This is a genomic window from Rhizobium sp. 11_C7_N12_5 (assembly GCF_051811145.1).
GTDB classification, from domain to species: domain Bacteria; phylum Pseudomonadota; class Alphaproteobacteria; order Rhizobiales; family Rhizobiaceae; genus Rhizobium; species Rhizobium lusitanum.
This window is the reverse complement of the sequence record NZ_JBPWPY010000001.1, coordinates 1,075,308-1,100,892: the sequence shown is the minus strand read 5'-3', so window position 1 is coordinate 1,100,892 and position 25,585 is coordinate 1,075,308. Positions and strand designations below refer to the sequence as shown.

The 25,585-nt window shown below is 58.9% G+C and carries 35 protein-coding genes; 2 read left to right on the top strand and 33 right to left on the bottom strand.

The window, feature by feature from the left end:
- Positions 1–56: 56 nt before the first annotated feature.
- On the top strand, positions 57–575 hold the full coding sequence (locus AB8B29_RS05395) for a DinB family protein (protein WP_037199958.1): 519 nt from the start codon (positions 57–59) through the stop codon (positions 573–575).
- 114 nt (positions 576–689) lie between these two features.
- On the opposite strand, the gene AB8B29_RS05390 is transcribed toward AB8B29_RS05395, so the two are convergent.
- The 32 genes from AB8B29_RS05390 to rpsL form a co-directional block, all read right to left on the bottom strand.
- Complete coding sequence (locus tag AB8B29_RS05390; protein ID WP_244655134.1) at positions 690–1,085, bottom strand: DUF2809 domain-containing protein; 396 nt, start codon at positions 1,083–1,085, stop codon at positions 690–692.
- A gap of 142 nt (positions 1,086–1,227) precedes the next feature.
- Positions 1,228–1,650 carry a 50S ribosomal protein L17 gene (rplQ, locus tag AB8B29_RS05385; protein ID WP_007690793.1) on the bottom strand — a complete coding sequence of 141 codons (423 nt, stop codon included), beginning with the start codon at positions 1,648–1,650 and terminating at the stop codon, positions 1,228–1,230.
- A 145-nt stretch (positions 1,651–1,795) separates the two neighbouring features.
- Positions 1,796–2,806, bottom strand: a complete 1,011-nt coding sequence (locus AB8B29_RS05380) for a DNA-directed RNA polymerase subunit alpha (RefSeq protein WP_034507362.1) — start codon at positions 2,804–2,806, stop codon at positions 1,796–1,798.
- A gap of 103 nt (positions 2,807–2,909) precedes the next feature.
- Positions 2,910–3,299: a 30S ribosomal protein S11 gene (gene rpsK / locus AB8B29_RS05375; protein WP_003547577.1), complete on the bottom strand. Its 390-nt coding sequence runs from the start codon at positions 3,297–3,299 to the stop codon at positions 2,910–2,912.
- A gap of 131 nt (positions 3,300–3,430) precedes the next feature.
- Positions 3,431–3,799 (bottom strand): 30S ribosomal protein S13, encoded by a 369-nt coding sequence (gene rpsM, locus AB8B29_RS05370; protein ID WP_015339612.1) that lies wholly within the window; start codon positions 3,797–3,799, stop codon positions 3,431–3,433.
- Positions 3,800–4,017: 218 nt separating this feature from the next.
- Positions 4,018–4,668, bottom strand: a complete 651-nt coding sequence (locus AB8B29_RS05365; protein WP_037199961.1) for an adenylate kinase — start codon at positions 4,666–4,668, stop codon at positions 4,018–4,020.
- Complete coding sequence (gene secY / locus AB8B29_RS05360; protein ID WP_034507365.1) at positions 4,665–6,005, bottom strand: preprotein translocase subunit SecY; 1,341 nt, start codon at positions 6,003–6,005, stop codon at positions 4,665–4,667. The genes AB8B29_RS05365 and secY overlap by 4 nt, the downstream gene beginning before the upstream one ends.
- 224 nt (positions 6,006–6,229) lie before the next feature.
- Positions 6,230–6,700, bottom strand: a complete 471-nt coding sequence (gene rplO / locus AB8B29_RS05355) for a 50S ribosomal protein L15 (protein ID WP_034507368.1) — start codon at positions 6,698–6,700, stop codon at positions 6,230–6,232.
- 17 nt (positions 6,701–6,717) lie between these two features.
- The gene (rpmD, locus tag AB8B29_RS05350) at positions 6,718–6,927 is read right to left on the bottom strand and encodes a 50S ribosomal protein L30 (RefSeq protein WP_034507370.1); all 210 of its coding nucleotides are present in this window, start codon (positions 6,925–6,927) and stop codon (positions 6,718–6,720) included.
- Between the two features lie 13 nt (positions 6,928–6,940).
- Positions 6,941–7,510 (bottom strand): 30S ribosomal protein S5, encoded by a 570-nt coding sequence (gene rpsE / locus AB8B29_RS05345; protein ID WP_034507374.1) that lies wholly within the window; start codon positions 7,508–7,510, stop codon positions 6,941–6,943.
- Positions 7,511–7,637: 127 nt separating this feature from the next.
- The gene (gene rplR / locus AB8B29_RS05340) at positions 7,638–8,000 is read right to left on the bottom strand and encodes a 50S ribosomal protein L18 (RefSeq protein WP_034507377.1); all 363 of its coding nucleotides are present in this window, start codon (positions 7,998–8,000) and stop codon (positions 7,638–7,640) included.
- A 12-nt stretch (positions 8,001–8,012) separates the two neighbouring features.
- On the bottom strand, positions 8,013–8,546 hold the full coding sequence (gene rplF, locus AB8B29_RS05335) for a 50S ribosomal protein L6 (RefSeq protein ID WP_037199963.1): 534 nt from the start codon (positions 8,544–8,546) through the stop codon (positions 8,013–8,015).
- A gap of 42 nt (positions 8,547–8,588) precedes the next feature.
- Complete coding sequence (gene rpsH / locus AB8B29_RS05330; protein ID WP_034507380.1) at positions 8,589–8,987, bottom strand: 30S ribosomal protein S8; 399 nt, start codon at positions 8,985–8,987, stop codon at positions 8,589–8,591.
- A gap of 12 nt (positions 8,988–8,999) precedes the next feature.
- Positions 9,000–9,305 (bottom strand): 30S ribosomal protein S14, encoded by a 306-nt coding sequence (rpsN, locus tag AB8B29_RS05325; protein WP_034507383.1) that lies wholly within the window; start codon positions 9,303–9,305, stop codon positions 9,000–9,002.
- 33 nt (positions 9,306–9,338) lie between these two features.
- Complete coding sequence (gene rplE, locus AB8B29_RS05320) at positions 9,339–9,896, bottom strand: 50S ribosomal protein L5 (protein ID WP_037199965.1); 558 nt, start codon at positions 9,894–9,896, stop codon at positions 9,339–9,341.
- The gene (gene rplX, locus AB8B29_RS05315) at positions 9,889–10,197 is read right to left on the bottom strand and encodes a 50S ribosomal protein L24 (protein ID WP_007690770.1); all 309 of its coding nucleotides are present in this window, start codon (positions 10,195–10,197) and stop codon (positions 9,889–9,891) included. Before rplX ends, rplE begins: the two co-directional genes overlap by 8 nt.
- Before the next feature lie 11 nt (positions 10,198–10,208).
- Entirely contained in the window at positions 10,209–10,577 is a 369-nt protein-coding gene (rplN, locus tag AB8B29_RS05310) for a 50S ribosomal protein L14 (RefSeq protein ID WP_003573790.1), read from the bottom strand.
- A 225-nt stretch (positions 10,578–10,802) separates the two neighbouring features.
- The gene (gene rpsQ / locus AB8B29_RS05305) at positions 10,803–11,042 is read right to left on the bottom strand and encodes a 30S ribosomal protein S17 (protein WP_034507387.1); all 240 of its coding nucleotides are present in this window, start codon (positions 11,040–11,042) and stop codon (positions 10,803–10,805) included.
- 12 nt (positions 11,043–11,054) lie between these two features.
- Complete coding sequence (rpmC, locus tag AB8B29_RS05300; RefSeq protein WP_007690763.1) at positions 11,055–11,255, bottom strand: 50S ribosomal protein L29; 201 nt, start codon at positions 11,253–11,255, stop codon at positions 11,055–11,057.
- Between the two features lie 11 nt (positions 11,256–11,266).
- Positions 11,267–11,680 carry a 50S ribosomal protein L16 gene (rplP, locus tag AB8B29_RS05295; RefSeq protein WP_034507389.1) on the bottom strand — a complete coding sequence of 138 codons (414 nt, stop codon included), beginning with the start codon at positions 11,678–11,680 and terminating at the stop codon, positions 11,267–11,269.
- A 36-nt stretch (positions 11,681–11,716) separates the two neighbouring features.
- Positions 11,717–12,442, bottom strand: coding sequence for a 30S ribosomal protein S3 (gene rpsC / locus AB8B29_RS05290; RefSeq protein ID WP_034507390.1), 726 nt, complete (start codon positions 12,440–12,442; stop codon positions 11,717–11,719).
- Positions 12,442–12,831: a 50S ribosomal protein L22 gene (gene rplV / locus AB8B29_RS05285; protein ID WP_034507393.1), complete on the bottom strand. Its 390-nt coding sequence runs from the start codon at positions 12,829–12,831 to the stop codon at positions 12,442–12,444. The genes rpsC and rplV overlap by 1 nt, the downstream gene beginning before the upstream one ends.
- A 4-nt stretch (positions 12,832–12,835) precedes the next feature.
- Complete coding sequence (rpsS, locus tag AB8B29_RS05280) at positions 12,836–13,114, bottom strand: 30S ribosomal protein S19 (protein ID WP_037199970.1); 279 nt, start codon at positions 13,112–13,114, stop codon at positions 12,836–12,838.
- A gap of 15 nt (positions 13,115–13,129) precedes the next feature.
- Complete coding sequence (gene rplB / locus AB8B29_RS05275) at positions 13,130–13,966, bottom strand: 50S ribosomal protein L2 (RefSeq protein WP_037199972.1); 837 nt, start codon at positions 13,964–13,966, stop codon at positions 13,130–13,132.
- Between the two features lie 11 nt (positions 13,967–13,977).
- Positions 13,978–14,271, bottom strand: a complete 294-nt coding sequence (locus tag AB8B29_RS05270; RefSeq protein WP_007690755.1) for a 50S ribosomal protein L23 — start codon at positions 14,269–14,271, stop codon at positions 13,978–13,980.
- Complete coding sequence (gene rplD, locus AB8B29_RS05265) at positions 14,268–14,888, bottom strand: 50S ribosomal protein L4 (protein ID WP_037199975.1); 621 nt, start codon at positions 14,886–14,888, stop codon at positions 14,268–14,270. The genes AB8B29_RS05270 and rplD overlap by 4 nt, the downstream gene beginning before the upstream one ends.
- Before the next feature lie 13 nt (positions 14,889–14,901).
- On the bottom strand, positions 14,902–15,543 hold the full coding sequence (gene rplC / locus AB8B29_RS05260; RefSeq protein WP_037199976.1) for a 50S ribosomal protein L3: 642 nt from the start codon (positions 15,541–15,543) through the stop codon (positions 14,902–14,904).
- A 39-nt stretch (positions 15,544–15,582) separates the two neighbouring features.
- Positions 15,583–15,891, bottom strand: coding sequence for a 30S ribosomal protein S10 (gene rpsJ, locus AB8B29_RS05255; RefSeq protein ID WP_003547547.1), 309 nt, complete (start codon positions 15,889–15,891; stop codon positions 15,583–15,585).
- A 163-nt stretch (positions 15,892–16,054) separates the two neighbouring features.
- Entirely contained in the window at positions 16,055–17,230 is a 1,176-nt protein-coding gene (tuf, locus tag AB8B29_RS05250) for an elongation factor Tu (protein WP_034507401.1), read from the bottom strand.
- 67 nt (positions 17,231–17,297) lie between these two features.
- Complete coding sequence (fusA, locus tag AB8B29_RS05245; RefSeq protein ID WP_037201277.1) at positions 17,298–19,397, bottom strand: elongation factor G; 2,100 nt, start codon at positions 19,395–19,397, stop codon at positions 17,298–17,300.
- Between the two features lie 30 nt (positions 19,398–19,427).
- Positions 19,428–19,898: a 30S ribosomal protein S7 gene (gene rpsG / locus AB8B29_RS05240; RefSeq protein WP_034513449.1), complete on the bottom strand. Its 471-nt coding sequence runs from the start codon at positions 19,896–19,898 to the stop codon at positions 19,428–19,430.
- Between the two features lie 79 nt (positions 19,899–19,977).
- Positions 19,978–20,349 carry a 30S ribosomal protein S12 gene (gene rpsL, locus AB8B29_RS05235; protein ID WP_003507760.1) on the bottom strand — a complete coding sequence of 124 codons (372 nt, stop codon included), beginning with the start codon at positions 20,347–20,349 and terminating at the stop codon, positions 19,978–19,980.
- Positions 20,350–20,857: 508 nt separating this feature from the next.
- Between rpsL and AB8B29_RS05230 the strand changes: the two genes are divergently transcribed.
- On the top strand, positions 20,858–21,151 hold the full coding sequence (locus tag AB8B29_RS05230; protein ID WP_047562197.1) for a hypothetical protein: 294 nt from the start codon (positions 20,858–20,860) through the stop codon (positions 21,149–21,151).
- A 119-nt stretch (positions 21,152–21,270) separates the two neighbouring features.
- Here the strand turns inward: AB8B29_RS05230 and rpoC are convergent, their stop codons facing one another.
- Positions 21,271–25,482: a DNA-directed RNA polymerase subunit beta' gene (gene rpoC, locus AB8B29_RS05225; RefSeq protein ID WP_037201282.1), complete on the bottom strand. Its 4,212-nt coding sequence runs from the start codon at positions 25,480–25,482 to the stop codon at positions 21,271–21,273.
- Between the last annotated feature and the right edge of the window lie 103 nt (positions 25,483–25,585).

Below are 25,585 nucleotides of genomic sequence, written 5' to 3'. Positions count from 1 at the left end.
GGAAAATATGCACACATTACTCGCATTTTCCGGGACAACCAAAGGGTAGATTCATCATGAGCGAACTGTCGTTGCTAAGCACTCTTTTCAGCTATCAGGCCTGGGCGAATGAGGAACTGCTCGACAGTATCGGTCATCTCGATCCCGCACAGCATGGCAAGGAGCGCCACATGGCGATACGGTTGATGAACCATTCCCATGTCGTCGGCCGGATATTCGCGGCGCATCTCACCGGGCAAGAGCATGGCTTCACGGCTGATAATACGCCCGACACGCCGTCTCTAGCGGAACTTCGCGCCGCAGTCGTTGCATCGGATCAATGGTATCTGCGATATCTCGAAACGGTCAGTTCCGACCTGCTGGCAGAATCTCTGCCGTTCGTATTCACCGACGGAGATAGGGGCTGCATGTCGCGTCAGGAAATGCTCACCCAGGTCGTCATTCACGGAGGGTATCACAGGGGCGAGATTGGCCGGCTGCTGACGCAGCTCTCCATCTCGCCACCTTGGGACACATTCGCCGTCTATCTTCACCGCAGCGAACCCTCGCGGCGACAAGTCGTGGCCGCGGAATAGCGGAAGCTCCTGCGCTCCTGAACTTCCGCGCATGCGGCAAACGGCAAACCGCCAAATGATCGCTCATCCAGCCTCAGCGATGCCGCGCGCTGTTGTCAGGTTTTGCCGAAAATATCAGATCGTGCGTTTCGACGCCGACAGGATGCGATCAAGCGCCAGAGCCGCCGCTATCCCCGTGGCATAAGCCGCGATATTCCAAAGTGAGAACACCCTTCCCAGCAACAGGGCTCCCGCAGTGGTCAATCGAAATGCGTCAAGTGTAGGCGTATGCCAGAGCCTGAAGAGTTCGACTGCCACCGCCAGGATCAATGCCACCGCGGCAATCCTGAATGGCCTGCTGGAGACGAATATCGTGGCCAGCAGCCAATAGACCATCGCTCCCCACAATATCGAACCGCCATATTTGACGACGGCAAAGGGAAGATTGGCCGCATACCCAAATCGCCGGAGTGCAAGGCCGCTGGCGATTGTCAGCAACAGGGCCAGAACCAGCGAAATCCTTCTGCGCATGAATTGCCGCCGCATGTCCAATTGTCATCCCTACAGCTGAAGAGCATGAGCCGTCGGGCGACGCAGCTTCCGGTAAAACTCCAAACGCCAAAAGGCCGGATGATCGCTCATCCGGCCCTCGATCTTTTATTCGAAGCTTGCCTTAAGCGGCTGCAGCTTCTTCCTCGGCAGCAACGCGAGCCTTGTCGGCTGCGCCCTTGGCAGAGGTGTCACGATCGACGAATTCGACGACTGCGAGAGCGGCATTGTCGCCCTGGCGGAAGCCGGCCTTCATGATACGCAGGTAGCCGCCGTTGCGGGTGGCGTAGCGCGTTGCGATCGCATCGAACAGCTTGGCGACGACAACGGCGTCGCGGATCTGCGAGATGGCCTGACGACGAGCGTGCAGGTCGCCGCGCTTGCCGAGGGTAACCAGCTTCTCAACGATCGGACGAATTTCCTTCGCCTTCGGAAGCGTGGTGACGATCTGCTCATGGGTGATGAGCGAAGCTGCCATGTTGGCGAACATCGCCTTACGGTGGCTAGCGGTTCTGTTCAGCTTGCGGCCGGCTTTACCGTGGCGCATTGCTATTCTCCTTCACTTGCAGGCATCGTTCACCTGCAGTTTGTTGGGCGCATGCCCCGCTCCAATTCCCGGCGGAGCGAAAGGTGCATGCGCTGTTTAAAGATGCCAAGGCCAGCTTAAAGCGCTCCAAGGAGCGCTTGCGGCCTTAGTATTGGTCTTCGTATCGCTTGGCGAGATCTTCGATGTTCTCAGGCGGCCATGCCGGCACTTCCATGCCGAGGTGCAGACCCATGGAAGCGAGAACTTCCTTGATTTCGTTCAGCGACTTGCGACCAAAATTCGGCGTGCGGAGCATTTCTGCTTCGGTCTTCTGAATGAGGTCGCCGATATAGACGATGTTGTCGTTCTTCAGGCAATTTGCCGAGCGAACGGACAGTTCCAGTTCGTCCACCTTCTTGAGGAGAGCCGGGTTGAAAGCGAGTTCGGTAACTGCTTCCTCTTCGGTTTCCTTCTGCGGCTCGTCGAAGTTGACGAACACGCCAAGCTGATCCTGCAGGATGCGAGCCGCGAAAGCGACAGCATCTTCACCGCTGATCGAACCATCGGTTTCGAGCGACATGCTCAGCTTGTCGTAGTCGAGAACCTGTCCTTCACGGGTGTTTTCAACCTTGTAGGACACCTTCTTGACCGGCGAATAGAGGCTGTCGACCGGGATGAGACCAATCGGAGCATCTTCCGCACGATTGCGCTCGGCCGGGACATAGCCCTTGCCGTTGTTGACGGTGAATTCCATGCGGATTTCGGCGCCCTCGTCGAGCGTGCAGATGACATGCTCGGGGTTGAGGATTTCGATATCGCCGACCGTCTGGATGTCGCCAGCCGTTACTACGCCTGGGCCCTGCTTGCGGACGACCATGCGCTTGGCATCATCGCCATCCATCTTGATGGCGATTTCCTTGATGTTCAGCACGATGTCCGTCACGTCTTCCCGGACGCCCGGGATAGAGGAGAACTCATGCAGCACGCCGTCGATCTGCACGGCCGTCACAGCGGCGCCACGCAGAGAGGACAGCAGAACGCGACGAAGCGCGTTGCCGAGGGTGAGACCGAAGCCACGCTCCAGCGGTTCGGCCACGAGCGTTGCCTTGGTGCGGCCGCTCGAGGTGAACTCGACCTTGTTCGGCTTGATCAGTTCCTGCCAGTTTTTCTGAATCATGTTTTTGCCTTCCGTTCGTTGCCACCATCCAATCGTGGCAACCGAGCTTGAGAAACACCAGGCCGGGCGCATCTGCCCCGGCCGGTGTCGAGAGTGGCGATGATCAGACGCGACGCTTCTTGCGCGGGCGGCAACCATTGTGCGGGATCGGGGTCACGTCGCGGATGGACGTGATCATGAAACCAGCAGCCTGGAGCGCGCGCAGAGCGGATTCACGACCGGAGCCCGGGCCGCAAACTTCAACTTCCAGCGACTTCATGCCATGTTCCTGAGCCTTCTTGGCGCAGTCTTCAGCAGCGATCTGGGCAGCGAACGGGGTCGACTTGCGCGAACCCTTGAAGCCCTTGGCACCAGCAGACGACCAGGCAATCGCGTTGCCCTGTGCGTCGGTGATGGTGATCATCGTGTTGTTGAAGGTCGAGTTGACGTGTGCGACGCCCGACGAAATATTCTTGCGCTCGCGACGGCGAACGCGGACGGCTTCCTTGGCCATGTTAGTCCTTTCTTGGATCTCTGCACCGCCGTAATCCCAGCGGCTACACCGAAGCGACACCCGTGGGGCGCCGCTCCAAACTCAAAAGAGGCCGGCGGACCGCCAGCCTCCCACATCCGGTTGCCCGGAAATTACTTCTTCTTACCAGCAATCGCCTTTGCCGGACCCTTGCGGGTACGAGCATTGGTGTGCGTGCGCTGGCCGCGAACCGGCAGGCCGCGACGATGACGCAGGCCGCGGTAGCTGCCCAGGTCCATCAGACGCTTGATGTTCATCGCGGTGTCGCGACGCAGGTCACCTTCGACCTGATAGTCACGGTCGATGGTTTCGCGGATCTGCAGAACTTCAGCATCCGTCAACTGATTGACGCGACGCTCGGCCGGAATACCGACCTTCTCGCAGATTTCCTGTGCAAACTTCGGTCCGATCCCGTGAATGTAACGAAGCGCAATAACTACGCGCTTTGCAGTCGGGATGTTGACGCCAGCGATACGAGCCACGCCTGTTCTCCTTGCATTCCTTTTGCCTTAGGGCAAAGGGTCTTGTTATGCAGCCCGGGAGCTGCTTGTTCGATTGAGTCCGCAACATGTCAAAACGACCGTACCCGGACTTCCCGATGGAAATCCGCGCCGATCGCATAGCATGTCGCGAGTTGGCGCGGTGTTTAGCGGAATCAGCGCAAAAAAGCAACCGCTCCGGCAAGTTTATTTTAAGCTATCTAAAGCTTAGCCAGGATACCTTCGATGCTGTCAGTCACATGCTCGATATCGGCCATGCCGTCGATGCTCTGCAGCTTGCCCTTGGCGTAGTAGTAGCCGATCAGCGGCGAGGTCTCCTTGTAGTAGACTTGGAGACGGGTTGCCATGGTCTCGGCATTGTCATCCGGCCGGCGCTTGAAATGCGTCGAGCCGCATTTGTCGCAGACACCAGCCGTCGCCGGAACCTTGTCGGTGTCATGATAGACACTGCCGCAGTTCGAGCAAGAATAACGGCCGGAGACGCGGCGAATCAGTTCGGCATCATCAACCTTGAGCTCGATGACAACGGAAAGTTCCAGACCCTTGGCCTGCAGCATCCGCTCGGTGGCATCCGCTTGCACCAGAGTGCGCGGAAAACCGTCAAGAATGAAACCCCTGGCGCAATCCGGTTGATCGATGCGCTCGGAAACGATGGCATTGACAATCTCGTCGGAAACAAGCTTGCCTGCGTCCATGACGGCCTTGGCACGCTTGCCAACTTCAGTCTCAGCCGCCACCGCAGCCCGCAGCATATCGCCTGTGGAAAGCTGCGGAATACCGTGCTTTTCCACGATACGCTGGGCCTGGGTCCCCTTACCTGCTCCCGGCGGCCCTAAAAGTATGAGTCTCATCGCCCCCTCTTTCCTCCACGCAACTTCGATTTCTTGATCAGGCCTTCATATTGCTGTGCAATCAGGTGACCCTGAATCTGCGCCACCGTATCCAGCGTTACGCTAACCACGATCAGAAGCGAAGTGCCACCCAGAGACAAGGGAATACCGGTCTGGGACACGAGAATTTCGGGCAGAATGCAGACGAAGACGAGGTAGATCGCGCCGATGACCGTGATACGGGTCAGCACGTAATCGATATATTCGGCGGTGCGCTCCCCCGGACGAATTCCGGGAATGAAGCCGCCGTGCTTCTTCAAGTTGTCCGCCGTGTCCTTCGGGTTGAAGACCAGTGCGGTATAGAAGAAGGCGAAGAAGGCGATCAGGCCGGCATAGAGCACCATGTAGAGCGGCTGGCCGTGACCGAGGGCCGCGACGATCGAGGTGACCCAGGTCGGCAGCGCCGTGTTGTTGCCGAGACCGGCGATGGTTGCCGGAAGAAGCAGCAGCGACGAGGCAAAGATCGCCGGGATAACACCAGACGTGTTCAGCTTCAGCGGCAGGTGCGACGTATCGCCCTGGAACATGCGCGTGCCGACCTGTCGCTTCGGATACTGGATCAGCAGACGACGCTGCGCACGCTCGACGAAAACGATGAGCGCAATGACTAGAACGGCGACGACGAGCACGGCGAGAATGAGACCGGTCGACAGAGCGCCGGTTCGGCCGAGTTCGAGCGTACCGGCAAGTGCCGTCGGCAGACCGGCTGCGATGCCCGCGAAGATGATCAGCGAAATACCGTTGCCGATGCCGCGCGAGGTAACCTGCTCGCCGAGCCACATCAGGAACATCGTGCCGCCGAGCAGCGTGACGACGGTCGAAAGGCGGAAGAACCAGCCTGGATCTATGACGACGCCGTTGCCATGCTCAAGGCCGATCGCAATACCATAAGCCTGCAACGCGCCGAGCAGCACCGTACCGTAGCGGGTGTACTGGTTGATGATCTTACGGCCCTGCTCGCCTTCCTTCTTCAGGTTCTCAAGCGAAGGCACGACCGACGTCATCAGCTGAACGATGATCGAGGCCGAAATATAAGGCATGATGCCGAGCGCAAAGATCGCCATGCGCTGCACGGCACCGCCCGAGAACATGTTGAACAGGCCAAGGATACCGCCCGACTGATTCTGGAAAGCCTGGGCGTAAGCGGCAGGATTGAGGCCGGGAAGCGGAATGTGGGTGCCGAGTCGGTAGACGAGAAGAGCGCCAAGCGTGAACCACAAGCGTTTCTTGAGATCCTCGGCTTTGGCGAAGGTCGAAAAATTGAGATTGGACGCCAATTGTTCCGCTGCAGAAGCCATGCAAATCTCCGCACTACCAATTCCGGCATAATCGGCCGGGCCCGGAATCAGTATGTAAATTGTTCAAAAGCCGGGCTTCGGACGGATTGCATTGCAATCGGGCGCCTCACCCTTGGTTCCCGTTATTCCCCGGAAAGATACTGGCGCATCGTTCAGGTTCGTGAGGCTCACATATGGGAGCAAAATCGCCCGAAGTGAAGCACCCCGGGCGATTATTGATAATATTATTCTGCGGCAGAAGCGAGCAGCTTGATGGAGCCGCCAGCCTTTTCGATCTTTTCGACCGCCGGCTTGGAAGCGCCTGCAACTTCAAGCGTAATCTTCGCCTTCAGCTCGCCGTCCGAGAGAACACGAACGCCATCCTTGACGCGGCGAATCACGCCCGCAGCCTTGAGGGCAGCGGCATCAACGGTCTTCTTGGCATCGAGCTTGCCGGCATCGACGGCAGCCTGGATGCGAGCCAGCGATACGACAACGTAATCGGCGGCGAAGATGTTGGTGAAGCCGCGCTTCGGCAGGCGACGATAGATGGGCATCTGACCACCTTCGAAGCCGTTGATCGCAACGCCCGAACGGGACTTCTGACCCTTCACACCACGACCGCCGGTCTTGCCGGAGCCGGAGCCGATGCCGCGGCCGAGGCGCTTGCGGCTGTGGGTCGAGCCTTCGTTATCCTTGATCTCATTCAATTTCATAGCGAATTACCTCCGGCTCACTTCTCGTCGACAACGCGAACGAGATGCTGGACAGCACGGATCATGCCACGAACGGCCGGGGTATCTTCCAGCGTGCGGCGACGGTGCATCTTGTTCAGTCCGAGACCGATCAGCGTCTTCTGCTGAACGTCCGGACGGCGGATCGGGCTGCCAACCTGCTCGACCGTAACGGTCTTGGCTTCAGCCTTCTTGGTCGTCTTGGCCATAGGTCAAACTCCCTTATTCTTCGGAGGCGTTGCCCGAAGCGGTACGACGAGCCTGCAGGGTGGCATACTTGATGCCGCGCTGAGCTGCGATGTCCTTCGGGTGAACCTGGTGCTTCAGGGCGTCGAACGTGGCGCGAACCATGTTGTACGGGTTCGACGAACCGGTCGACTTGGCAACGACGTCATGAACGCCGAGCGTTTCGAAAACGGCGCGCATCGGACCGCCGGCGATGATACCGGTACCGACCTTGGCCGAGCGCAGCAGAACCTTGCCGGCGCCATGACGGCCATGGACGTCGTGATGCAGCGTACGACCGTCGCGCAGCGGTACGAAGATCAGATCGCGCTTGGCGCTTTCGGTGGCCTTGCGGATGGCTTCCGGCACTTCGCGTGCCTTGCCATGACCGAAGCCAACGCGGCCCTTCTGGTCACCGACGACGACGAGAGCGGCGAAACCGAAGCGGCGGCCACCCTTTACAACCTTGGCGACGCGGTTGATCGCGACCAGCTTGTCGACGAATTCGCTATCGCGCTCGTCACGGCTCTGACGGTCATCCCGCGAGCCCCTCTTTTCCTGTGCCATTGTCCTCTTCCTTTTTCTTTTCCGGGTGCAATCGGCAAACAACAAAGACCGCATCAACCTCCAAACGGAGATTTGCGGTCCGGTGAAATCCGGCCGGCGCCCTATCGGCTACCGGCCGGAAACTTGATTAGAAGGTCAGGCCGCCTTCGCGAGCCGCATCGGCGAGAGCCTTGATGCGGCCGTGATAGATGAAGGCGCCGCGATCGAACACGACTTCCTTCACGCCGGCCTTGGAGGCGCGCTCGGCAACGAGCTTGCCAACCAGGGCTGCGGCGGCGGTATCGGCACCGGTCTTCAGAGAACCGCGCAGATCCTTGTCGAGCGTGGAGGCAGCCGCAAGGGTCTTGCCAGCCGCGTCATCAATGACCTGGGCGTAGATGTTCTTTGACGAGCGATGAACCGACAGGCGCGGACGGCCATTGGCCACCGCCTTGATTTGACGGCGCACGCGGTTGGCGCGACGCGCAAGTGCTTCTTTCCTGCTAGCCATTTCGCGTGATCCTTACTTCTTCTTGCCTTCTTTGCGGACGATCCGCTCGTCAGCGTACTTAACACCCTTGCCCTTGTAAGGCTCAGGACCGCGGTATTCGCGGATTTCTGCGGCAACCTGGCCGACCTGCTGCTTGTTGATGCCGGTGACGACGATTTCCGTCGGCTTCGGCACAGCGATCGAAATACCCTGCGGCGGCTCATAGACCACGTCGTGGCTGAAGCCGAGCGCGAGCTGCAGGTTCTTGCCCTGCATGGAGGCACGGTAGCCGACGCCGTTGATTTCGAGCTTGCGCTCGTAGCCGTCCTTAACACCCTTGAAGATGTTCTCGATCATCGTGCGGGACATGCCCCACTTTGCGCGAGCATCCTTCGAGTCGTTAATCGGCGTTACGACGATTGCATTGTTTTCCAGCTTGAGACCGATTTCGTCGTTAGCGACGAAAAACAGCTCACCCTTGGGGCCCTTGGCAGTCACTTTTTGGCCATCAACCGAGGCCGTGATCCCTGCAGGCACCTGAACGGGCTTTTTACCGATACGAGACATTTGTTCAAACCTGTCTGTTTCGAAGGAGATCTCTGTCCGATCTTAGAAGACCGAGCAGAGAACCTCGCCACCAACATTCTGTTCACGAGCCTGGTGATCGGCCATCACACCCTTCGGAGTCGAAAGGATGGTGATGCCGAGACCGTTCGCGACCTGCGGAATGGACTTAACCGAGACATAAACTCGGCGGCCCGGCTTGGACACACGGCCGATCTCGCGGATCACCGATGTGCCTTCGTAGTATTTCAGCTCGATGCTGAGCTCAGACTTGCCGTTGCCGAAATCGACGACGGAGTAGCCACGGATGTAGCCTTCAGCCTGCAGAACATCGAGAACGCGTGCACGGAGCTTGGACGCAGGCGTCGAAACCGACGACTTGCGACGCGAAGCGCCATTGCGGATGCGGGTGAGCATATCGCCCAAAGGATCAGTCATAGTCATCTAATCTGCTCCTTACCAGCTCGACTTGACAATGCCCGGCACCTTGCCGAAATTGCCGAGTTCACGCAGCGCGATACGCGACATGCGCAGTTTGCGGTAGTAGGCGCGCGGACGGCCCGACACTTCGCAGCGATTGCGAATACGGGTCTTCGATCCATCGCGCGGGAGCGATGCCAGCTTCAGTGTGGCCTTGAACCGGTCTTCGATCGAAAGAGACTGGTTCATGATGATTGCCTTCAGTGCAGCACGCTTCGCGGCCTGGGTGGCAACCGTATTGCGGCGGCGCTTGTTCTTTTCAACTGCGCTTGTCTTCGCCATATCAGGGTTCCTTTTCTACGCTCGTCGTTACGGTTATTGACGGAACGGGAAGTTGAACTCTGTCAAAAGAGCCCGCGCTTCGTCGTCCGTGTTCGCCGTCGTGCAAACGATGATGTCCATGCCCCACATCTGATCAACCTTGTCGTAGTTGATCTCAGGGAACACAATGTGTTCCTTGATGCCCATGGCAAAATTGCCACGACCGTCAAAGCTCTTCGGGTTCAGGCCGCGGAAGTCGCGAACGCGCGGAAGCGCGATGTTGACCAGGCGATCCAGGAACTCATACATGCGGGCGCCGCGCAGCGTCACCTTGGCGCCGATCGGCATATTCTCGCGGACCTTGAAGCCAGCGATGGAATTGCGCGCGTGCGTGATGACCGGCTTCTGACCAGCGATCGCCGCGAGGTCGGCAGCAGCAACAGTCGGCTTCTTCGAATCAGCCGTTGCCTCACCCACGCCCATGTTGATCACGATCTTATCAAGCTTCGGGATCTGCATCTCGTTGGCGTAGGAGAACTTCTCCTGCATGGCCGCGCGGATGCGGGTGCCGTATTCCTTCTTGAGCCGCGGCTCGTATTTTACCTCAGCCATCGATCACTTCTCCCGAGGTCTTGGCCACGCGGACCTTCTTGCCTTCTACAACCTTGAAACCGACGCGGGTCGGCTTACCGTCCTTGTCGACGATCGCCAGGTTGGACAGGTGAAGCGAGGCTTCCTTGCTGATAATGCCAGCTTCCTGGGTCTGCGTCTGGCGCTGGTGGCGCTTAATGACGTTGACGCCACGGACGACCGCACGGTCTTCCTTCGGCATTACTTGAATGACTTCGCCGGTGCGGCCCTTGTCCTTGCCGGCCAATACGACAACCTTGTCGCCTTTACGGATCTTTTGCATCGCTCCGCTCCTTACAGTACTTCTGGAGCCAGCGAGATGATCTTCATGTGGTTCTTGGCGCGAAGTTCGCGCGGAACCGGTCCGAAGATACGGGTGCCGATCGGCTCTTTCTTGTTGTCGATGAGGACTGCTGCGTTGGTATCGAAGCGGATGACGCTGCCATCCGGACGACGGATGTCCTTGGCGGTGCGAACAACAACCGCCTTCATCACGTCACCCTTCTTCACACGGCCGCGCGGAATAGCTTCCTTGATCGAAACGACGATGACGTCGCCGATCGAGGCATACTTGCGCTTCGAGCCGCCCAGCACCTTGATGCACATGACACGACGTGCGCCGGAATTATCCGCCACGTCGAGGTTTGTTTGCATCTGAATCATGTCAGGTCGCCTTCTTGTTGTTACCGGAATGGTTGGGCCTAACGACCCCCTACCCCGGCTTATGGACTAGTCTCTTGTCTGATTTCTCCAGCGCTCGGGACCACCAGGGTCATCTTCGCCGGCCATCAATAAAGCAAAAGAACGCTCGTACTCGAGCGTCCTGCTTCCAAGCTCGTGCTTCATACAGATATTTCGCCCAAGCGCAAGGGCCTGAGCGAAATTCTGTTACTTGGCCTGGGCGGAAACGACCGTCCAGGTCTTGTCCTTGGAGATCGGCGCGCATTCCTCGATGGAAACGGTGTCACCGATTTTGTACTGATTGTTCTCGTCGTGAGCCTTGTACTTCTTGGAACGACGAACAGTCTTCTGGAGCAGCGGGTGAGCGAAACGACGCTCAACGCGGACTACTACCGTCTTCTCGTTCTTGTCGCTGACCACGACGCCCTGCAGAATGCGCTTCGGCATGTTATTTTTCCTTTAGGCCTTTGCTTCTGCCGCCTTCTGGCGGGCAATGGTTTTTACGCGAGCGATGTCCTTGCGGACTTCGTTGATGCGCGAGGACTTCTCAAGCTGGCCGGTCGCCTTCTGAAAGCGCAGGTTGAACTGCTCCTTCTTCAGCTTGGCAAGCTCGTCCTTGAGTTGGTCGGCGCTCAGGGCGCGAACATCTGCGGCTTTCATGAGCTTCTTCCTTACTCTGCAATGCGCTGCACGAAGCGCGTCTTGACCGAGAGCTTGGCGGAACCAAGGCGCAGAGCCTCACGAGCGATTTCTTCGCTCACACCATCGATCTCGAACATCATACGGCCGGGCTTGACCTTGCATGCCCAGTATTCGACGGAGCCCTTACCCTTACCCATACGGACTTCGGTCGGCTTCTTGGTTACCGGAACATCCGGGAACACGCGGATCCATACACGACCGGCACGCTTCATATGACGGGTGATCGCGCGGCGAGCCGCTTCGATCTCACGAGCGTTGACGCGGTTAGGCTCCTGCGACTTCAGGCCGAATTCGCCGAACGCCAGATCAGAACCACCCTTGGCAACGCCCTTGATGCGGCCCTTGAATTGCTTGCGGTACTTCGTACGCTTTGGCTGCAACATTTTCCTATTCTCCGAACTTATCTGCCACGCACGCTATCAAGCGTTGTCGCGGCGACGGTCTCTATCGCGATCACGGCTAGCCGGACCCTGGGCGTCGCCTTCCATCGCACGGCGTTCGGAGGCCATCGGATCGTGCTCAAGGATTTCGCCCTTGAAGATCCAAACCTTGATGCCGCAGATGCCGAAAGCGGTTTCTGCTTCAGCCGTACCGTAGTCGATGTCGGCGCGCAGCGTATGCAGCGGCACGCGACCTTCGCGGTACCATTCCGTACGAGCGATTTCAGCACCGCCAAGACGGCCGGCGCAGGTGATCTTGATGCCTTCGGCGCCAAGACGCATCGCGGACTGAACGGCGCGCTTCATGGCGCGACGGAAAGCAACACGGCGCTCGAGCTGCTGAGCGATCGACTGGGCAACCAGCGTCGCGTCGATTTCCGGCTTGCGCACTTCAACGATGTTGAGGTGCGTTTCGGAATTCGTCATGTCCGACAGCTTCTTGCGGAGCTTGTCGATGTCAGCGCCCTTCTTGCCGATGATCAGGCCCGGACGAGCCGAGTGGATCGTGACGCGGCACTTCTTGTGCGGACGCTCGATGACCACCTTGGAGATACCAGCCTGCTTCAGTTCGTTCATGACGAACTTGCGCATCTTCAGGTCTTCGTGGAGAAGCTGGCCATACTCGGCATTGTCCGCGAACCAGCGGCTATCCCAGGTACGGTTGATGCCAAGACGAAAACCGATTGGATTGATTTTCTGACCCATTATGCGACCTCCCCTTGAGCTTCCACTTCACGAACGACAATCGTCAGATGCGCGAACGGACGCTCGATGCGAGACGCACGGCCACGGCCACGAGCGTGGAAACGCTTCATGACGATCGACTTGCCGACGTAAGCTTCCGCTACGACGAGCGAGTCAACGTCGAGATCGTGGTTGTTCTCTGCATTGGCGATCGCAGATTCAAGCGTCTTCTTGACGGCGCCTGCGATACGCTTGCGGGAGAATTCCAGCTCTGCGAGCGCGCGATCAACCTTCTTGCCGCGGATCGAAGCCGCGACCAGGTTGAGCTTCTGCGGGCTGACACGGAGCGTACGCGCAATTGCCTGCGCCTCGTTGTCCTTCAGCCGGCGTTCGGTTTTTGCCTTGCCCATTTTGTTACTTCCTCTTCGCCTTCTTGTCCGCACCGTGACCATAATAGGTACGGGTCGGGGCGAACTCGCCGAACTTGTGTCCGACCATGTCTTCATTGACGCTGACCGGAATATGCTTGCTGCCGTTGTAAACACCAAAGGTGAGACCAACGAACTGCGGCATGATGGTGGAGCGACGGCTCCACATCTTGATCACTTCGTTACGTCCGCCTTCACGCACCTTCTCAGCCTTCTTGAGAAGATAGCCGTCAACAAACGGACCTTTCCATACTGAACGAGCCACTTGAGACTTCCTCTCTTACTTCTTGCGCTGATGGCGCGAGCGCATGATCATCTTGTCGGTCGACTTGTTCGACCGCGTACGCTTGCCCTTGGTCGGCTTACCCCATGGGGTCACCGGATGGCGACCACCGGAGGTGCGGCCTTCACCGCCGCCGTGCGGATGGTCGACCGGGTTCATGACGACACCGCGGACGTGCGGCTTCTTACCGCGCCAACGCGAACGACCAGCCTTGCCGTCGTTGATGTTGCCGTGGTCCGGGTTCGAAACCGCGCCGATCGTTGCAAGGCAAGTGCCATGCACCAGGCGCTGCTCGCCAGAGTTCAGGCGAAGGATCGCCATGCCCTGGTCACGACCAACGAGCTGGGCGTAGGAACCGGCGGAGCGAGCGATCTGGCCACCCTTGCCCGGCTTCATTTCCACGTTGTGGATGATGGAGCCGACCGGGATGAACTGAAGCGGCATGGTGTTGCCCGGCTTCACGTCCACGGCCTTCTCGGAAGCGATGACCTTGTCGCCGGCAGCGAGACGCTGCGGAGCGATGATATAGGCCAGTTCGCTGTCCGTGTACTTCACCAGAGCGATGTAAGCGGTACGGTTCGGATCGTATTCGATACGCTCAACCGTGCCCTCGACGTCGAACTTGCGACGCTTGAAGTCGACCAGACGATAGGTGCGCTTGTGACCACCGCCCTGGAAACGCACGGTGATGCGGCCCAGGTTGTTGCGGCCGCCCTTGGAGGACAGGCCTTCGGTCAGGGCCTTGACCGGCTTGCCCTTGTAGAGCGAAGACCGGTCGACGATGACCAGCTGACGCTGGCTCGGGGTCGTCGGATTGAATGTTTTCAATGCCATTTTCTTATTCCTCAGAGACCGGTGGAGACGTCGATCGACTGGCCTTCGGCGAGCGTCACGATAGCCTTCTTCACGTCCTTCTGCTTGCCGACGAGACCTTTAAACCGCTTGGTCTTGCCCAGGCGCAGCAGAGTGTTGACGGCCGTAACCTTGACGCCGAACAGCGCTTCGACGGCAGCCTTGATTTCTGGCTTCGTCGCAGTCTTGGCAACGTTGAAAACAACCTGGTTATTGTCCGACAGCAGCGTGGACTTTTCGGTGATCGCAGGAGAAACGATCACATCGTAATGGCGAAGATCCGTCACTTGAATCGCTCCTCTAGAGCTTCAACTGCAGCCTTGGACAGGACGAGCTTGCCGCGGCGCAGGATGTCATAAACATTGATGCCCTGAACCGGCAGAACATCGATATTCGGGATGTTGGCGGCTGCGAGCTTGAAGTTGCTGTCGAGCTCGGCACCACCGATGAAGAGCGCATTGGTCAGGCCCAGCGTCTCGAAAGCGCCGGCCAGAACCTTGGTCTTGGCATCAGCTGCAACGAGGCTGTCGAGAATGATAACATCCTCGGCCTTGAACTTAGCGGAGAGAGCAAGACGCAAGCCGAGGGCGCGAACCTTCTTCGGCAGGTCATGTTCATGGCTGCGCACGACCGGGCCGTGAGCCTTACCACCGCCGCGGAACTGCGGAGCACGAGCCGAATGGTGACGAGCGCGGCCCGTACCCTTCTGCTTGTACATCTTAGCGCCTGTGCGCCACACTTCTGCGCGGCCCTTAGCCTTGTGCGTGCCCTGGCGCTTCTTGGCAAGCTGCCAGCGAATGACGCGTGCGATGATATCTTCACGCGGTTCGAGGCCGAAAATCGCATCAGAAAGGGAAACCTTCCCAGCGTCTTTGCCCTCGAGGGTCTTGACGTTCAATTCCATTGGTTTGGCTCCCTTACTTCGATGCCGACTTGACGGCGTCGCGCACGATGATCCAGGCACCCTTGGAGCCGGGAACCGCGCCCTTGACGAGGATCAGACCGCGATCTTCATCGGTCGATACCACTTCAAGGTTCTGCGTCGTCACGCGCGTCTGGCCCATGTGACCAGCCATCTTCTTGTTCTTGAACACCTTGCCCGGATCCTGGCGCGAGCCGGTCGAACCGTGCGAGCGGTGCGAAACCGACACACCGTGCGTGGCACGCAGACCGCCGAAACCGTGGCGCTTGATGGCGCCGGCAAAGCCCTTACCAACCGTCGTGCCGGTCACGTCGACGAGCTGACCAGCCGTGAAGTGACCCGCGCTGAGCTCGGTGCCAACGTCGAGCAGATTGTCTTCCGTGACACGGAATTCTGCGAGCTTGGCCTTTGGCTCTACACTTGCGACGGCGAAATGACCGCGCAGGGCCTTCGTCGTGTTCTTAACTTTCGCCTGGCCGGCACCGAGCTGTACTGCGGTGTAGCCATTCTTTTCAACTGTGCGCTGGGCCACGACCTGGCAGCTTTCCATACGCAATACGGTAACCGGGACGTGCTCGCCGGCGTCATTGTAGACGCGCGTCATTCCCACCTTCTGTGCAATCACACCTGAACGCATCGGTTCAATCCTTCTCATTCAGCTCGAGAACCCAAGGTCTCAGAGCTTGATCTCAACATCGACACCGGCGGCGAGATCGAGCTTCATCAGCGCATCTACCGTCTGCGGGGTCGGGTCAACGATGTCGAGAAGGCGCTTGTGCGTGCGCATCTCGAACTGCTCGCGGCTCTTCTTGTCGATGTGCGGGGACCGGTTAACCGTGAACTTCTCGATACGGGTCGGAAGCGGAACGGGGCCCCGGACGCTGGCACCGGTGCGCTTAGCCGTCGATACGATCTCGCGCGTGGAAGCGTCGAGAATCCGATGATCGAACGCCTTAAGGCGGATGCGGATATTCTGGCCGTTCATTCGACTTTATCCTTGTGTTTGTTATCTGCGCGTCTCTCTAAAAGACACGTCTTTAGCTTTAGTTACCTGAGGCGGGCCACCGGTTTCAAAGATCGAGAGGGACACCGAATTCACCGGCGTCCCCATCACTCATTTGCGGGCCTTGGCCCAGCCGCCTGCTTTATTACTCGACGATGGATGCGACGATGCCTGCGCCGACGGTACGGCCGCCTTCGCGGATGGCGAAGCGCAGCTTTTCTTCCATCGCGATCGGCACGATCAGCTCAACGGCAACCGTGACGTTGTCGCCCGGCATGACCATTTCCGTGCCTTCCGGAAGCGTCACGATGCCGGTGACATCCGTCGTGCGGAAGTAGAACTGCGGACGGTAGTTCGTGAAGAACGGCGTATGACGGCCGCCTTCTTCCTTCGTCAGGATGTAGGCTTCGGCCATGAACTTCTTGTGCGGCTTCACAGAACCCGGCTTGCAAAGAATCTGACCACGCTCGACGCCGTCACGGTTCACACCGCGGATCAGCGCGCCGATGTTGTCGCCGGCCTGGCCCTGATCGAGCAGCTTGCGGAACATTTCAACGCCGGTCACCGTCGTCTTCGACGTCGGACGAATGCCGACGATCTCGACTTCTTCACCAACCTTGACGATACCGCGCTCGACGCGGCCCGTCACAACCGTACCACGGCCAGAGATCGAGAACACGTCTTCGATCGGCATCAGGAACGGCTGGTCGATCGGACGCTCAGGCGTCGGGATGTAGGCGTCAACAGCCGCCATCAGCTCGCGGATCGCGTCTTCGCCGATCTTCTTGTCCGAATCTTCAAGTGCTGCCAGAGCCGAACCCTTGACCACCGGAATGTCGTCGCCCGGGAAGTCGTAGGACGACAGTAGTTCGCGAACTTCGAGCTCGACCAGCTCCAGAAGCTCGGCGTCGTCAACCTGGTCGACCTTGTTCAGGAACACGACGATTGCCGGAACGCCAACCTGGCGAGCAAGCAGGATGTGCTCGCGCGTCTGCGGCATCGGGCCGTCGGCAGCCGAGCAAACCAGGATCGCGCCGTCCATCTGAGCGGCACCGGTGATCATGTTCTTCACATAGTCGGCGTGGCCGGGGCAGTCGACGTGCGCATAGTGACGGGCCGGCGTCTCGTATTCGACGTGAGCCGTCGAGATCGTGATGCCACGTGCCTTTTCTTCCGGGGCAGCGTCGATCTGGTCATACGCCTTGTACTCGCCGAAGTACTTCGTGATCGCTGCCGTCAGAGACGTCTTGCCGTGGTCAACGTGCCCAATCGTACCAATGTTAACGTGCGGCTTATTGCGCTCAAACTTACTCTTTGCCATTTTCGGCTCTCCATTTTTCCTGTCCCCGAAGGGATCAATTCTTGTTATCGGTCAATTGGTATTCCGGTCACTTCTGACCGGAATACTTTGCCTGGATTTCCTGTGCGACGTTCGACGGAACCGGCGCGTAATGATCGAAGGTCATCGTGTACTGTGCACGGCCCTGAGACATGGAACGCAGGTTATCGACATACTTGAACATGTTTGCCAGCGGGACGTTCGCGTTGATGACAACAGCGATACCGCGGCTTTCCTGGCCCTGGATCTGGCCACGACGCGAGTTCAGGTCGCCGATGACGTCGCCGACGTAGTCTTCCGGTGTCACGACTTCGACCTTCATCATCGGCTCGAGGAGCTGAGCGCCGGCTTCGCGGGCTGCTTCACGGAAGCAAGCACGCGAGGCGATTTCGAAGGCCAGAACCGACGAGTCGACGTCGTGGAAGGCGCCATCGATGAGCGTCGCCTTGACGCCGAGCATCGGGAAGCCAGCCAGCGGGCCTGAAGACAGAACGCTTTCGATGCCCTTCTGAACGCCGGGGATGTATTCCTTCGGAACGGAACCGCCGACGATCTTGGACTCGAACTTGAAATCGTCGCCTTCCGGGTTCGGTTCGAACACGATCTTGACGCGAGCGAACTGACCGGTACCACCCGACTGCTTCTTGTGGGTGTAGTCCTTCTCCGTCTGACGCGTGATGGTTTCGCGGTAAGCAACCTGCGGCGCGCCGACAGTTGCTTCAACCTTGAATTCACGACGCATACGGTCGACGATAATGTCGAGGTGAAGTTCACCCATGCCGGCGATGATCGTCTGGCCCGATTCCTGGTCCGTCTTCACGCGGAAGGACGGGTCTTCTGCAGCCAGGCGGTTGAGCGCGAGGCCCATCTTTTCCTGGTCGCCCTTGGTCTTCGGCTCGATCGCGATCTGGATGACCGGCTCGGGGAATTCCATGCGCTCGAGGATAACCGGCTTCAGCGGATCGCAGAGCGTATCGCCAGTGGTGGTTTCCTTGAGGCCGGCCAGAGCGACGATGTCGCCAGCGAAGGCTTCTTCGATGTCTTCACGCGAGTTCGAGTGCATCTGTAGCATACGGCCGACACGCTCGCGCTTGTCCTTGACCGTATTCATGACCGACGCGCCCTTTTCGAGCTTGCCGGAGTAGACGCGGGCGAAGGTCAGCGAACCGACGAAGGGGTCGTTCATGATCTTGAATGCCAGCATGGACAACGGCTCGCTGTCGTCAGCGTGACGTTCGATCTCGGCCTCGGTCTTGAAATCGATGCCCTTGATCGCCGGAATGTCGAGCGGCGACGGCAGGTATTCGACAACGGCGTCGAGCAGCGGCTGAACACCCTTGTTCTTGAAGGCGGTGCCGCAGAACATCGGATGGAACTTGACGTCGATCGTGCCACGACGGACGAGCGCGCGGATCTGATCGTTATCAGGCAGGTTGCCTTCGAGGTAAGCTTCAGTCGCGGCTTCGTCGATCTCGACAACGGTCTCGATCAGCTTTTCGCGATATTCTTCAGCCTTGGCCTTCATGTCTTCCGGAATTTCGACGACGTCCCACTGAGCGCCGAGCGATTCGTCGCGCCAGATGAGAGCGTTCATCTCGATCAGGTCGATGACGCCCTTGAACTCGGTTTCAGCACCGATCGGCAGCTGCATGACGACAGCGGTAGCGCCGAGGCGGGTCTTGATCATCTCGACCGAGCGATAGAAATCGGCGCCGGTCTTGTCCATCTTGTTGCAGAAGATCATGCGCGGAACATGATACTTCTCGGCCTGACGCCAGACGGTTTCCGTCTGCGGCTCAACGCCGGCGTTGGCATCGAGCAGCGCGATGGCGCCGTCGAGAACGCGCAGCGAACGCTCGACTTCGATGGTGAAGTCGACGTGGCCGGGAGTGTCGATAATGTTGAAGCGGCGGGTCTTGCCGTCACGGCCCTTCCAGTAGGTCGTGGTGGCAGCGGAGGTGATCGTGATGCCACGCTCCTGCTCCTGCTCCATCCAGTCCATGGTGGCGGCACCATCGTGCACTTCGCCGATCTTGTGCGACTTGCCGGTGTAGTAAAGAATACGCTCGGTGGTCGTGGTCTTACCGGCGTCGATGTGCGCCATGATACCGAAATTGCGGTAGTCTTCGATCTTATATTCGCGAGCCATAATGGACTGCCTTTCCGAAACCGTTCGGGATTACCAGCGATAATGCGAGAACGCACGGTTGGCATCAGCCATCTTGTGCGTATCTTCGCGCTTCTTAACGGCAGCGCCGCGGTTGTTGGAGGCATCGAGAAGTTCGCCGCTGAGGCGGTCGACCATCGTGGTCTCGTTGCGCTTGCGAGCAGCAGCGATCAGCCAGCGAATGGCCAGAGCCTGACGACGCTCCGGGCGAACATCGACCGGAACCTGGTAGGTAGCACCACCGACACGACGCGAACGAACTTCAACGTGCGGAGCGATGTTATCCAAAGCCTGATGGAACACGCCGAGCGGCTCCTGCTTTGCCTTGCCCTGCACGGCGTCGAATGCGCCGTATACGATGTTTTCAGCCACGGACTTCTTGCCGTCGAGCATGATGGCATTCATGAACTTGGTGACGACCAGATCGCCGAACTTCGGGTCCGGGTTGATCTCGCGCTTTTCTGCTCTGTGACGTCTGGACATGTACTTCTCGTCTCTCAACTATTAGCGGCGCTTCACCACGCGGAGAACCTCGCGCAGCACCGGATTATCTGAAACCGAATTACTTCGGACGCTTTGCACCGTACTTGGAACGGCGCTGCTTGCGGTTCTTAACACCCTGGGTATCGAGAACGCCGCGGATGATGTGGTAACGGACACCCGGAAGGTCCTTAACGCGGCCGCCACGGATCATGACGACTGAGTGTTCCTGAAGGTTGTGACCTTCACCCGGAATGTAACCAATGACTTCGAAGCCGTTGGTCAGGCGGATCTTTGCGACCTTACGCAGAGCCGAGTTCGGCTTCTTCGGCGTCGTCGTGTAGACGCGGGTGCAAACGCCGCGCTTCTGCGGGTTCTCCTGAAGAGCGGGAACCTTGTTACGCTTTACCTGCGCCTGGCGAGGCTTGCGGATCAGCTGGTTTACGGTAGGCATTCAACCATCCCTTATAAATCTATCTCGACACCCTTGCGGGCATGACTATCGCCGTCACCGGCAACGACACACGATCGTCTCAATGCGCAAAACGTGGCCCGATCCGCTTTCGCAGATGGACCACAGAAAAGCAGAGGACGCCGATATGGCGTCTTGCGTGCAGCATTCGTGTCTTCAACGTGCGTTTTAGAACCTTGTTTGAGGTGAACTCCAGAGCGCGTCGCCCCGAACAGCCATGCCTCACATGGGTCCTGATGGCGGCGGTACTACTGGTTTCCCGTCGCTTCGTCAAGGCCGGTTAAGAAATTATCTTTGTCACAGAGGCCTGAAAGGCCCGGCAAACCAGCCATTTGGCGCTTTCGATACGGAAATGCCGCCCCTTCGGCAAGATGGACTTTGGTATTTCGTTAAAATCCCTATAAGAAATCACGGAAAGACAATTCCATCAGATGACCCGTGCGACCAAAAGGAATCGCCTGGTCGATTCGACACCCCCGAAGGAAGACTCATGATTACTGCGCCAGACAACGACAACAATTCCGACGGCCCCATGGTCTTCATCATCATCGGCAAGGGCTACGAGACCGACGGCGGCGAAGGCGTCGACCTCCATGTCATGCTGAAAGCGCCTGATGACGACTCCGCCGTGCGCGAAGCGCTCAACGCGCTTGCCGAAGAAGGCTTCATCGAAGCCGACCTCGACCAAATCGGCCTGCTGACGGACGTACCGGACGAAGAGCCGCACGCATCGGCCTATCAGGGTGCACTCGAAGGAGAAGTGGCGATCATCCGGTTCCGCTGACAGGTAGTCCTCCGGAGGCCAGGCAACCGCCCTGCCCCGCTTTCGCTCCATCACCGAATAAAAGAGAAGCCGCCCGGATCACTCCGGGCGGCTTTTGATTTCCAGCAGGCTTGCCGCCCTTATTCGGCAGCAGGAGCCTTCTCGCCAGCCATGTCCTGAAGCATGGGCGTGGCGACGCCAGCGTCCGTGCCCTTGCGACGCTCTTCCAGAATGAGCTCGTCGCGAGCCGTGGCGATGCGGCGGATCTGGGTCATGGTGCCGCCGGTACCGGCCGGGATGAGACGGCCGACGATGACGTTTTCCTTCAGACCCTGCAGGCCGTCGGTCTTGCCGGCGATCGCAGCTTCCGTCAGTACCTTCGTCGTTTCCTGGAAGGAAGCGGCAGAGATGAAGGACGGCGTTTGCAGCGACGCCTTGGTGATGCCGAGCAGAACCGGATCGCCGTAAGCGGGCTTCTTGCCTACCTCGATCAGGCGGTCGTTGGCGTCCTCCAGCTCGATACGATCGACGTTGTCGCCGACGATATACTGGCTGTCGCCCGCATCGGTGATTTCCACCTTCTGCAGCATCTGACGGACAATCACTTCGATGTGCTTGTCGTTGATGACAACGCCCTGCAAGCGGTAGACTTCCTGGATTTCGTTGACGAGATAGGAAGCCAAAGCCTCCACGCCCTTGATCGCCAGGATGTCGTGCGGAGCCGGGTTACCGTCGAGGATGTAGTCACCCTTTTCGATATAGTCGCCATCCTGAAGATGGAAGGGCTTGCCCTTCGGGATCAGGTACTCGACCGGCTCGACACCGTCTTCCGCCGGCTCGATGATGACGCGGCGCTTGTTCTTGTAATCGCGGCCGAGACGGATCGTACCATCGATCTCTGCGATGATGGCATGGTCCTTCGGACGACGAGCCTCGAACAGTTCGGCAACACGCGGCAGACCGCCCGTGATGTCCTTGGTCTTGGCGCTTTCCAGCGGCGAACGGGCGAGGACGTCACCCTGCGACACCTTCTGGCCCGGCTCGACCGACAGGATCGCGTCGACCGAGAGCAGGAAGCGGGCGTCACCGCCGCGCGACAGCTTGGCAACATTGCCGCTGGCGTCCTTGATGACGATCGCCGGCTTCAGATCCGAGCCACGCGGCGTCGAACGCCAGTCGAAGACCTGACGCTTGGTGATGCCTGTGGACTCGTCGGTTGCTTCGAGAACCGAAAGACCGTCGATGACGTCTTCGAAGTGAACCGTACCGGCCACTTCCGTCATCATCGGGCGGGTATAGGGATCCCACTCCGCCAGACGCTGGCCGCGCTTCACCTTGTCGCCATCGTCGACATGGAGCTTCGAGCCGTAAGCGACGCGCTGCGAGGAACGCTCGACACCGCGCTCGTCCAGGATCTGGACCGTCATGTTGCGGCCCATGGCAACCAGGTTGCCATCGGAGTTGCGCAGCATGTTGCGGTTCTTGATCTGAACCGTGCCCTCGTAGGAGGCTTCCAGGAACGACTGGTCGACCACGGTGGCCGTGCCGCCCAAGTGGAACGTACGCATGGTCAGCTGCGTGCCCGGTTCACCGATCGACTGCGCGGCGATGACGCCGACAGCTTCACCGAGATTGACAGGCGTGCCGCGAGCCAGGTCGCGGCCGTAGCAGACCGAGCAGACGCCCGTCTGGATTTCGCAGGTCAGCGCCGAACGGATGCGGATCGACTGGATACCAGCCTTCTCGATCTCGATGACATCCGGCTCAAGGATCATCCTGCCGGCATCGACGATGCGCTCACCCGTGACCGGATGATCGATATCGTCCAGCGCCGTGCGGCCGAGGATGCGGGCGCCGATCGAAGCGACGACCTGACCGGCATCGACGATGGCGGTCATGGTGAGGCCCTTGTCGGTACCGCAATCGACGTGGGTGACAATGCAATCCTGAGCGACGTCGACGAGACGGCGGGTCAGGTAACCCGAGTTCGCGGTCTTCAAGGCGGTGTCAGCAAGACCCTTACGGGCACCGTGCGTCGAGTTGAAGTACTCGTTCACGGTCAGGCCTTCCTTGAAGTTCGAGATGATCGGCGTCTCGATGATTTCGCCCGACGGCTTGGCCATGAGGCCGCGCATGCCGCCCAACTGACGCATCTGGTTCGGAGAACCGCGGGCGCCCGAGTGGCTCATCATGTAGATCGAGTTCATCGGCTTCTGACGACCGGTCGCCGGGTCGAATTCGACGGCCTTAATGCGGGCCATCATTTCTTCGGCGACCTTTTCCGTGGCCTTGCCCCAGGCGTCGACAACCTTGTTGTACTTTTCGCCCTGGGTGATCAGGCCGTCATTGTACTGCTGCTCGTATTCCTTCACCAGGGCTTCGGTGTCACCGACGATCTTAACCTTGGTATCCGGAATGACCATGTCGTCCTTGCCGAACGAAATGCCGGCGCGGCAGGCATGGGAGAAACCGAGCTGCATGATACGGTCGCAGAAAATGACCGTGTCCTTCTGGCCGCAATGGCGGTAGACCGTGTCGATCATCTTGGAGATGTTCTTCTTGGTCATTTCCTGGTTGCAGATGTCGAAGGTCACCTTGCCATGCTTCGGCAGCAACTCGCCGATCAGCAGGCGGCCGGGCGTCGTTTCGTAGATCTTCGAATAGGGCTTACCCTCTTCGTCGACCGACTTGAAGCGGCCGCGGATCTTCGAATGCAGCGTCACAACCTTGTTTTCGAGAGCATGGTGCAGCTCGCCGAGGTCGGAGAAGGCCATGCCTTCGCCCGGCTCGTTCTGGTTCAGGATCGACAGGTAGTACAGGCCGAGAACCATGTCCTGCGAGGGAACGATGATCGGCGCGCCGTTTGCCGGATGCAGGATGTTGTTGGTCGACATCATCAGCACGCGGGCTTCAAGCTGGGCTTCGAGCGACAGCGGCACGTGAACGGCCATCTGGTCGCCGTCGAAGTCGGCGTTGAAGGCCGTGCAGACGAGCGGGTGCAGCTGGATAGCCTTGCCTTCGACCAGCATGGGTTCGAAGGCCTGGATGCCCAGGCGGTGCAGCGTCGGCGCACGGTTCAAGAGAACCGGATGCTCGCGGATGACCTCGTCGAGGATATCCCAAACTTCCGGCTTTTCCTTTTCGACCAGCTTCTTGGCCTGCTTGACGGTCGAGGAATAACCCTTCGCGTCGAGGCGGGCGTAGATGAACGGCTTGAACAGCTCGAGCGCCATCTTCTTCGGCAGGCCGCACTGGTGCAGCTTCAATTCCGGACCGGTTACGATGACCGAACGGCCGGAATAGTCGACGCGCTTGCCGAGCAGGTTCTGGCGGAAGCGGCCCTGCTTGCCCTTGAGCATGTCGGACAGCGACTTCAGCGGACGCTTGTTGGCGCCGGTAATGACGCGGCCGCGACGGCCGTTGTCGAACAGCGCATCGACAGATTCCTGCAGCATGCGCTTTTCGTTGCGGATGATGATGCCCGGAGCGCGCAGTTCGATGAGGCGCTTCAGACGGTTGTTACGGTTGATGACGCGGCGATACAGATCGTTCAGATCCGAGGTCGCGAAACGGCCGCCATCCAGCGGAACCAGCGGGCGCAGGTCCGGCGGGATGACCGGAACGACCTTCATGATCATCCATTCCGGACGATTGCCTGACTCCATGAAGTTCTCGACGATCTTCAGGCGCTTCATCAGCTTCTTCTGCTTGAGATCCGACGTGGTGTCGGCAAGCTCGGCACGCAGGTCGCCCGCGATCTTTTCGAGGTTCATGCTGGCCAGCATCTCGTAGATCGCTTCAGCACCGATCATGGCGGTGAACTGGTCTTCGCCATATTCGTCGATGGCGAGCATGTACTCTTCTTCCGAGAGAAGCTGATGCTCCTTAAGGGCGGTGAGGCCCGGCTCGGTGACGATGTAGTTTTCGAAGTAGAGGACGCGCTCGACATCCTTCAGCGTCATGTCGAGCAGCGTGGAAATGCGGCTCGGCAGCGACTTCAGGAACCAGATATGGGCAACGGGAGCGGCGAGCTCGATATGACCCATGCGCTCACGGCGAACGCGCGACAGCGTGACTTCGACGCCGCACTTTTCGCAGATGATGCCCTTGTACTTCATGCGCTTGTACTTGCCGCACAGGCACTCGTAATCCTTGATCGGCCCGAAGATTCGTGCGCAGAAAAGACCATCGCGTTCCGGCTTGAACGTACGATAGTTGATCGTTTCCGGCTTCTTGATCTCGCCATAAGACCAGGAAAGAATCTTCTCCGGCGATGCGATCGAAATCCGGATGGAATCGAAATTCTGTGCAGGCACCTGCGGATTGAAAAGATTCATGACCTCTTGGTTCATGCCTGTCTCCTTTTGGGGCGAAGCGCCCTCGAACTGCAATCAGTGCCGGCAAATTCCCGGGAACCGGACTGACGCGTTAAAACGACAATAACCGCAAAATGCG

Bases quoted from the DNA above. Each gene is read 5' to 3' on its own strand.
- rpmD (WP_034507370.1), bottom strand. From the start codon at position 6,927: ATGGCCAAGACGACCAAGAAGGCTGAAGCCAAGACCGTTACGGTCGAG.
- rplD (WP_037199975.1), bottom strand. From the start codon at position 14,888: ATGGAATTGAACGTCAAGACCCTCGAGGGCAAAGACGCTGGGAAGGTT.
- rplX (WP_007690770.1), bottom strand. From the start codon at position 10,197: ATGCAAAAGATCCGTAAAGGCGACAAGGTTGTCGTATTGGCCGGCAAG.
- rpsQ (WP_034507387.1), bottom strand. From the start codon at position 11,042: ATGCCGAAGCGCATTCTGCAGGGCGTCGTGGTCAGCGACAAGAACGAG.
- rpsL (WP_003507760.1), bottom strand. From the start codon at position 20,349: ATGCCTACCGTAAACCAGCTGATCCGCAAGCCTCGCCAGGCGCAGGTA.
- rpsJ (WP_003547547.1), bottom strand. From the start codon at position 15,891: ATGAACGGCCAGAATATCCGCATCCGCCTTAAGGCGTTCGATCATCGG.
- rpsG (WP_034513449.1), bottom strand. From the start codon at position 19,898: ATGTCCAGACGTCACAGAGCAGAAAAGCGCGAGATCAACCCGGACCCG.
- AB8B29_RS05230 (WP_047562197.1), top strand. From the start codon at position 20,858: ATGATTACTGCGCCAGACAACGACAACAATTCCGACGGCCCCATGGTC.
- rpsC (WP_034507390.1), bottom strand. From the start codon at position 12,442: ATGGGTCAGAAAATCAATCCAATCGGTTTTCGTCTTGGCATCAACCGT.
- fusA (WP_037201277.1), bottom strand. From the start codon at position 19,397: ATGGCTCGCGAATATAAGATCGAAGACTACCGCAATTTCGGTATCATG.
- AB8B29_RS05365 (WP_037199961.1), bottom strand. From the start codon at position 4,668: ATGAGACTCATACTTTTAGGGCCGCCGGGAGCAGGTAAGGGGACCCAG.
- rpsH (WP_034507380.1), bottom strand. From the start codon at position 8,987: ATGACTATGACTGATCCTTTGGGCGATATGCTCACCCGCATCCGCAAT.
- rplQ (WP_007690793.1), bottom strand. From the start codon at position 1,650: ATGCGCCACGGTAAAGCCGGCCGCAAGCTGAACAGAACCGCTAGCCAC.
- AB8B29_RS05390 (WP_244655134.1), bottom strand. From the start codon at position 1,085: ATGCGCAGAAGGATTTCGCTGGTTCTGGCCCTGTTGCTGACAATCGCC.
- tuf (WP_034507401.1), bottom strand. From the start codon at position 17,230: ATGGCAAAGAGTAAGTTTGAGCGCAATAAGCCGCACGTTAACATTGGT.
- rpoC (WP_037201282.1), bottom strand. From the start codon at position 25,482: ATGAACCAAGAGGTCATGAATCTTTTCAATCCGCAGGTGCCTGCACAG.
- rplC (WP_037199976.1), bottom strand. From the start codon at position 15,543: ATGCGTTCAGGTGTGATTGCACAGAAGGTGGGAATGACGCGCGTCTAC.
- rplV (WP_034507393.1), bottom strand. From the start codon at position 12,831: ATGGGCAAGGCAAAAACCGAACGCCGGCTGAAGGACAACGAGGCGCAG.
- rplB (WP_037199972.1), bottom strand. From the start codon at position 13,966: ATGGCATTGAAAACATTCAATCCGACGACCCCGAGCCAGCGTCAGCTG.
- rplF (WP_037199963.1), bottom strand. From the start codon at position 8,546: ATGTCTCGTATCGGTAAAAAGCCCGTTCAGGTGCCTGCAGGGATCACG.
- rplO (WP_034507368.1), bottom strand. From the start codon at position 6,700: ATGAAATTGAATGAGATCAAGGATAACGAAGGCTCGACCCACAGCCGC.
- rplR (WP_034507377.1), bottom strand. From the start codon at position 8,000: ATGGCTAGCAGGAAAGAAGCACTTGCGCGTCGCGCCAACCGCGTGCGC.
- AB8B29_RS05395 (WP_037199958.1), top strand. From the start codon at position 57: ATGAGCGAACTGTCGTTGCTAAGCACTCTTTTCAGCTATCAGGCCTGG.
- rplE (WP_037199965.1), bottom strand. From the start codon at position 9,896: ATGGCTGAGGTAAAATACGAGCCGCGGCTCAAGAAGGAATACGGCACC.
- secY (WP_034507365.1), bottom strand. From the start codon at position 6,005: ATGGCTTCTGCAGCGGAACAATTGGCGTCCAATCTCAATTTTTCGACC.
- rpsN (WP_034507383.1), bottom strand. From the start codon at position 9,305: ATGGCGAAGACAAGCGCAGTTGAAAAGAACAAGCGCCGCCGCAATACG.
- rpmC (WP_007690763.1), bottom strand. From the start codon at position 11,255: ATGAAAGCCGCAGATGTTCGCGCCCTGAGCGCCGACCAACTCAAGGAC.
- rpsK (WP_003547577.1), bottom strand. From the start codon at position 3,299: ATGGCCAAGGAAGCCGTCCGCGTTCGCCGTCGCGAGCGCAAGAATATT.
- rplP (WP_034507389.1), bottom strand. From the start codon at position 11,680: ATGTTGCAGCCAAAGCGTACGAAGTACCGCAAGCAATTCAAGGGCCGC.
- AB8B29_RS05380 (WP_034507362.1), bottom strand. From the start codon at position 2,806: ATGATTCAGAAAAACTGGCAGGAACTGATCAAGCCGAACAAGGTCGAG.
- rplN (WP_003573790.1), bottom strand. From the start codon at position 10,577: ATGATTCAGATGCAAACAAACCTCGACGTGGCGGATAATTCCGGCGCA.
- rpsE (WP_034507374.1), bottom strand. From the start codon at position 7,510: ATGGCACAGGAAAAGAGGGGCTCGCGGGATGACCGTCAGAGCCGTGAC.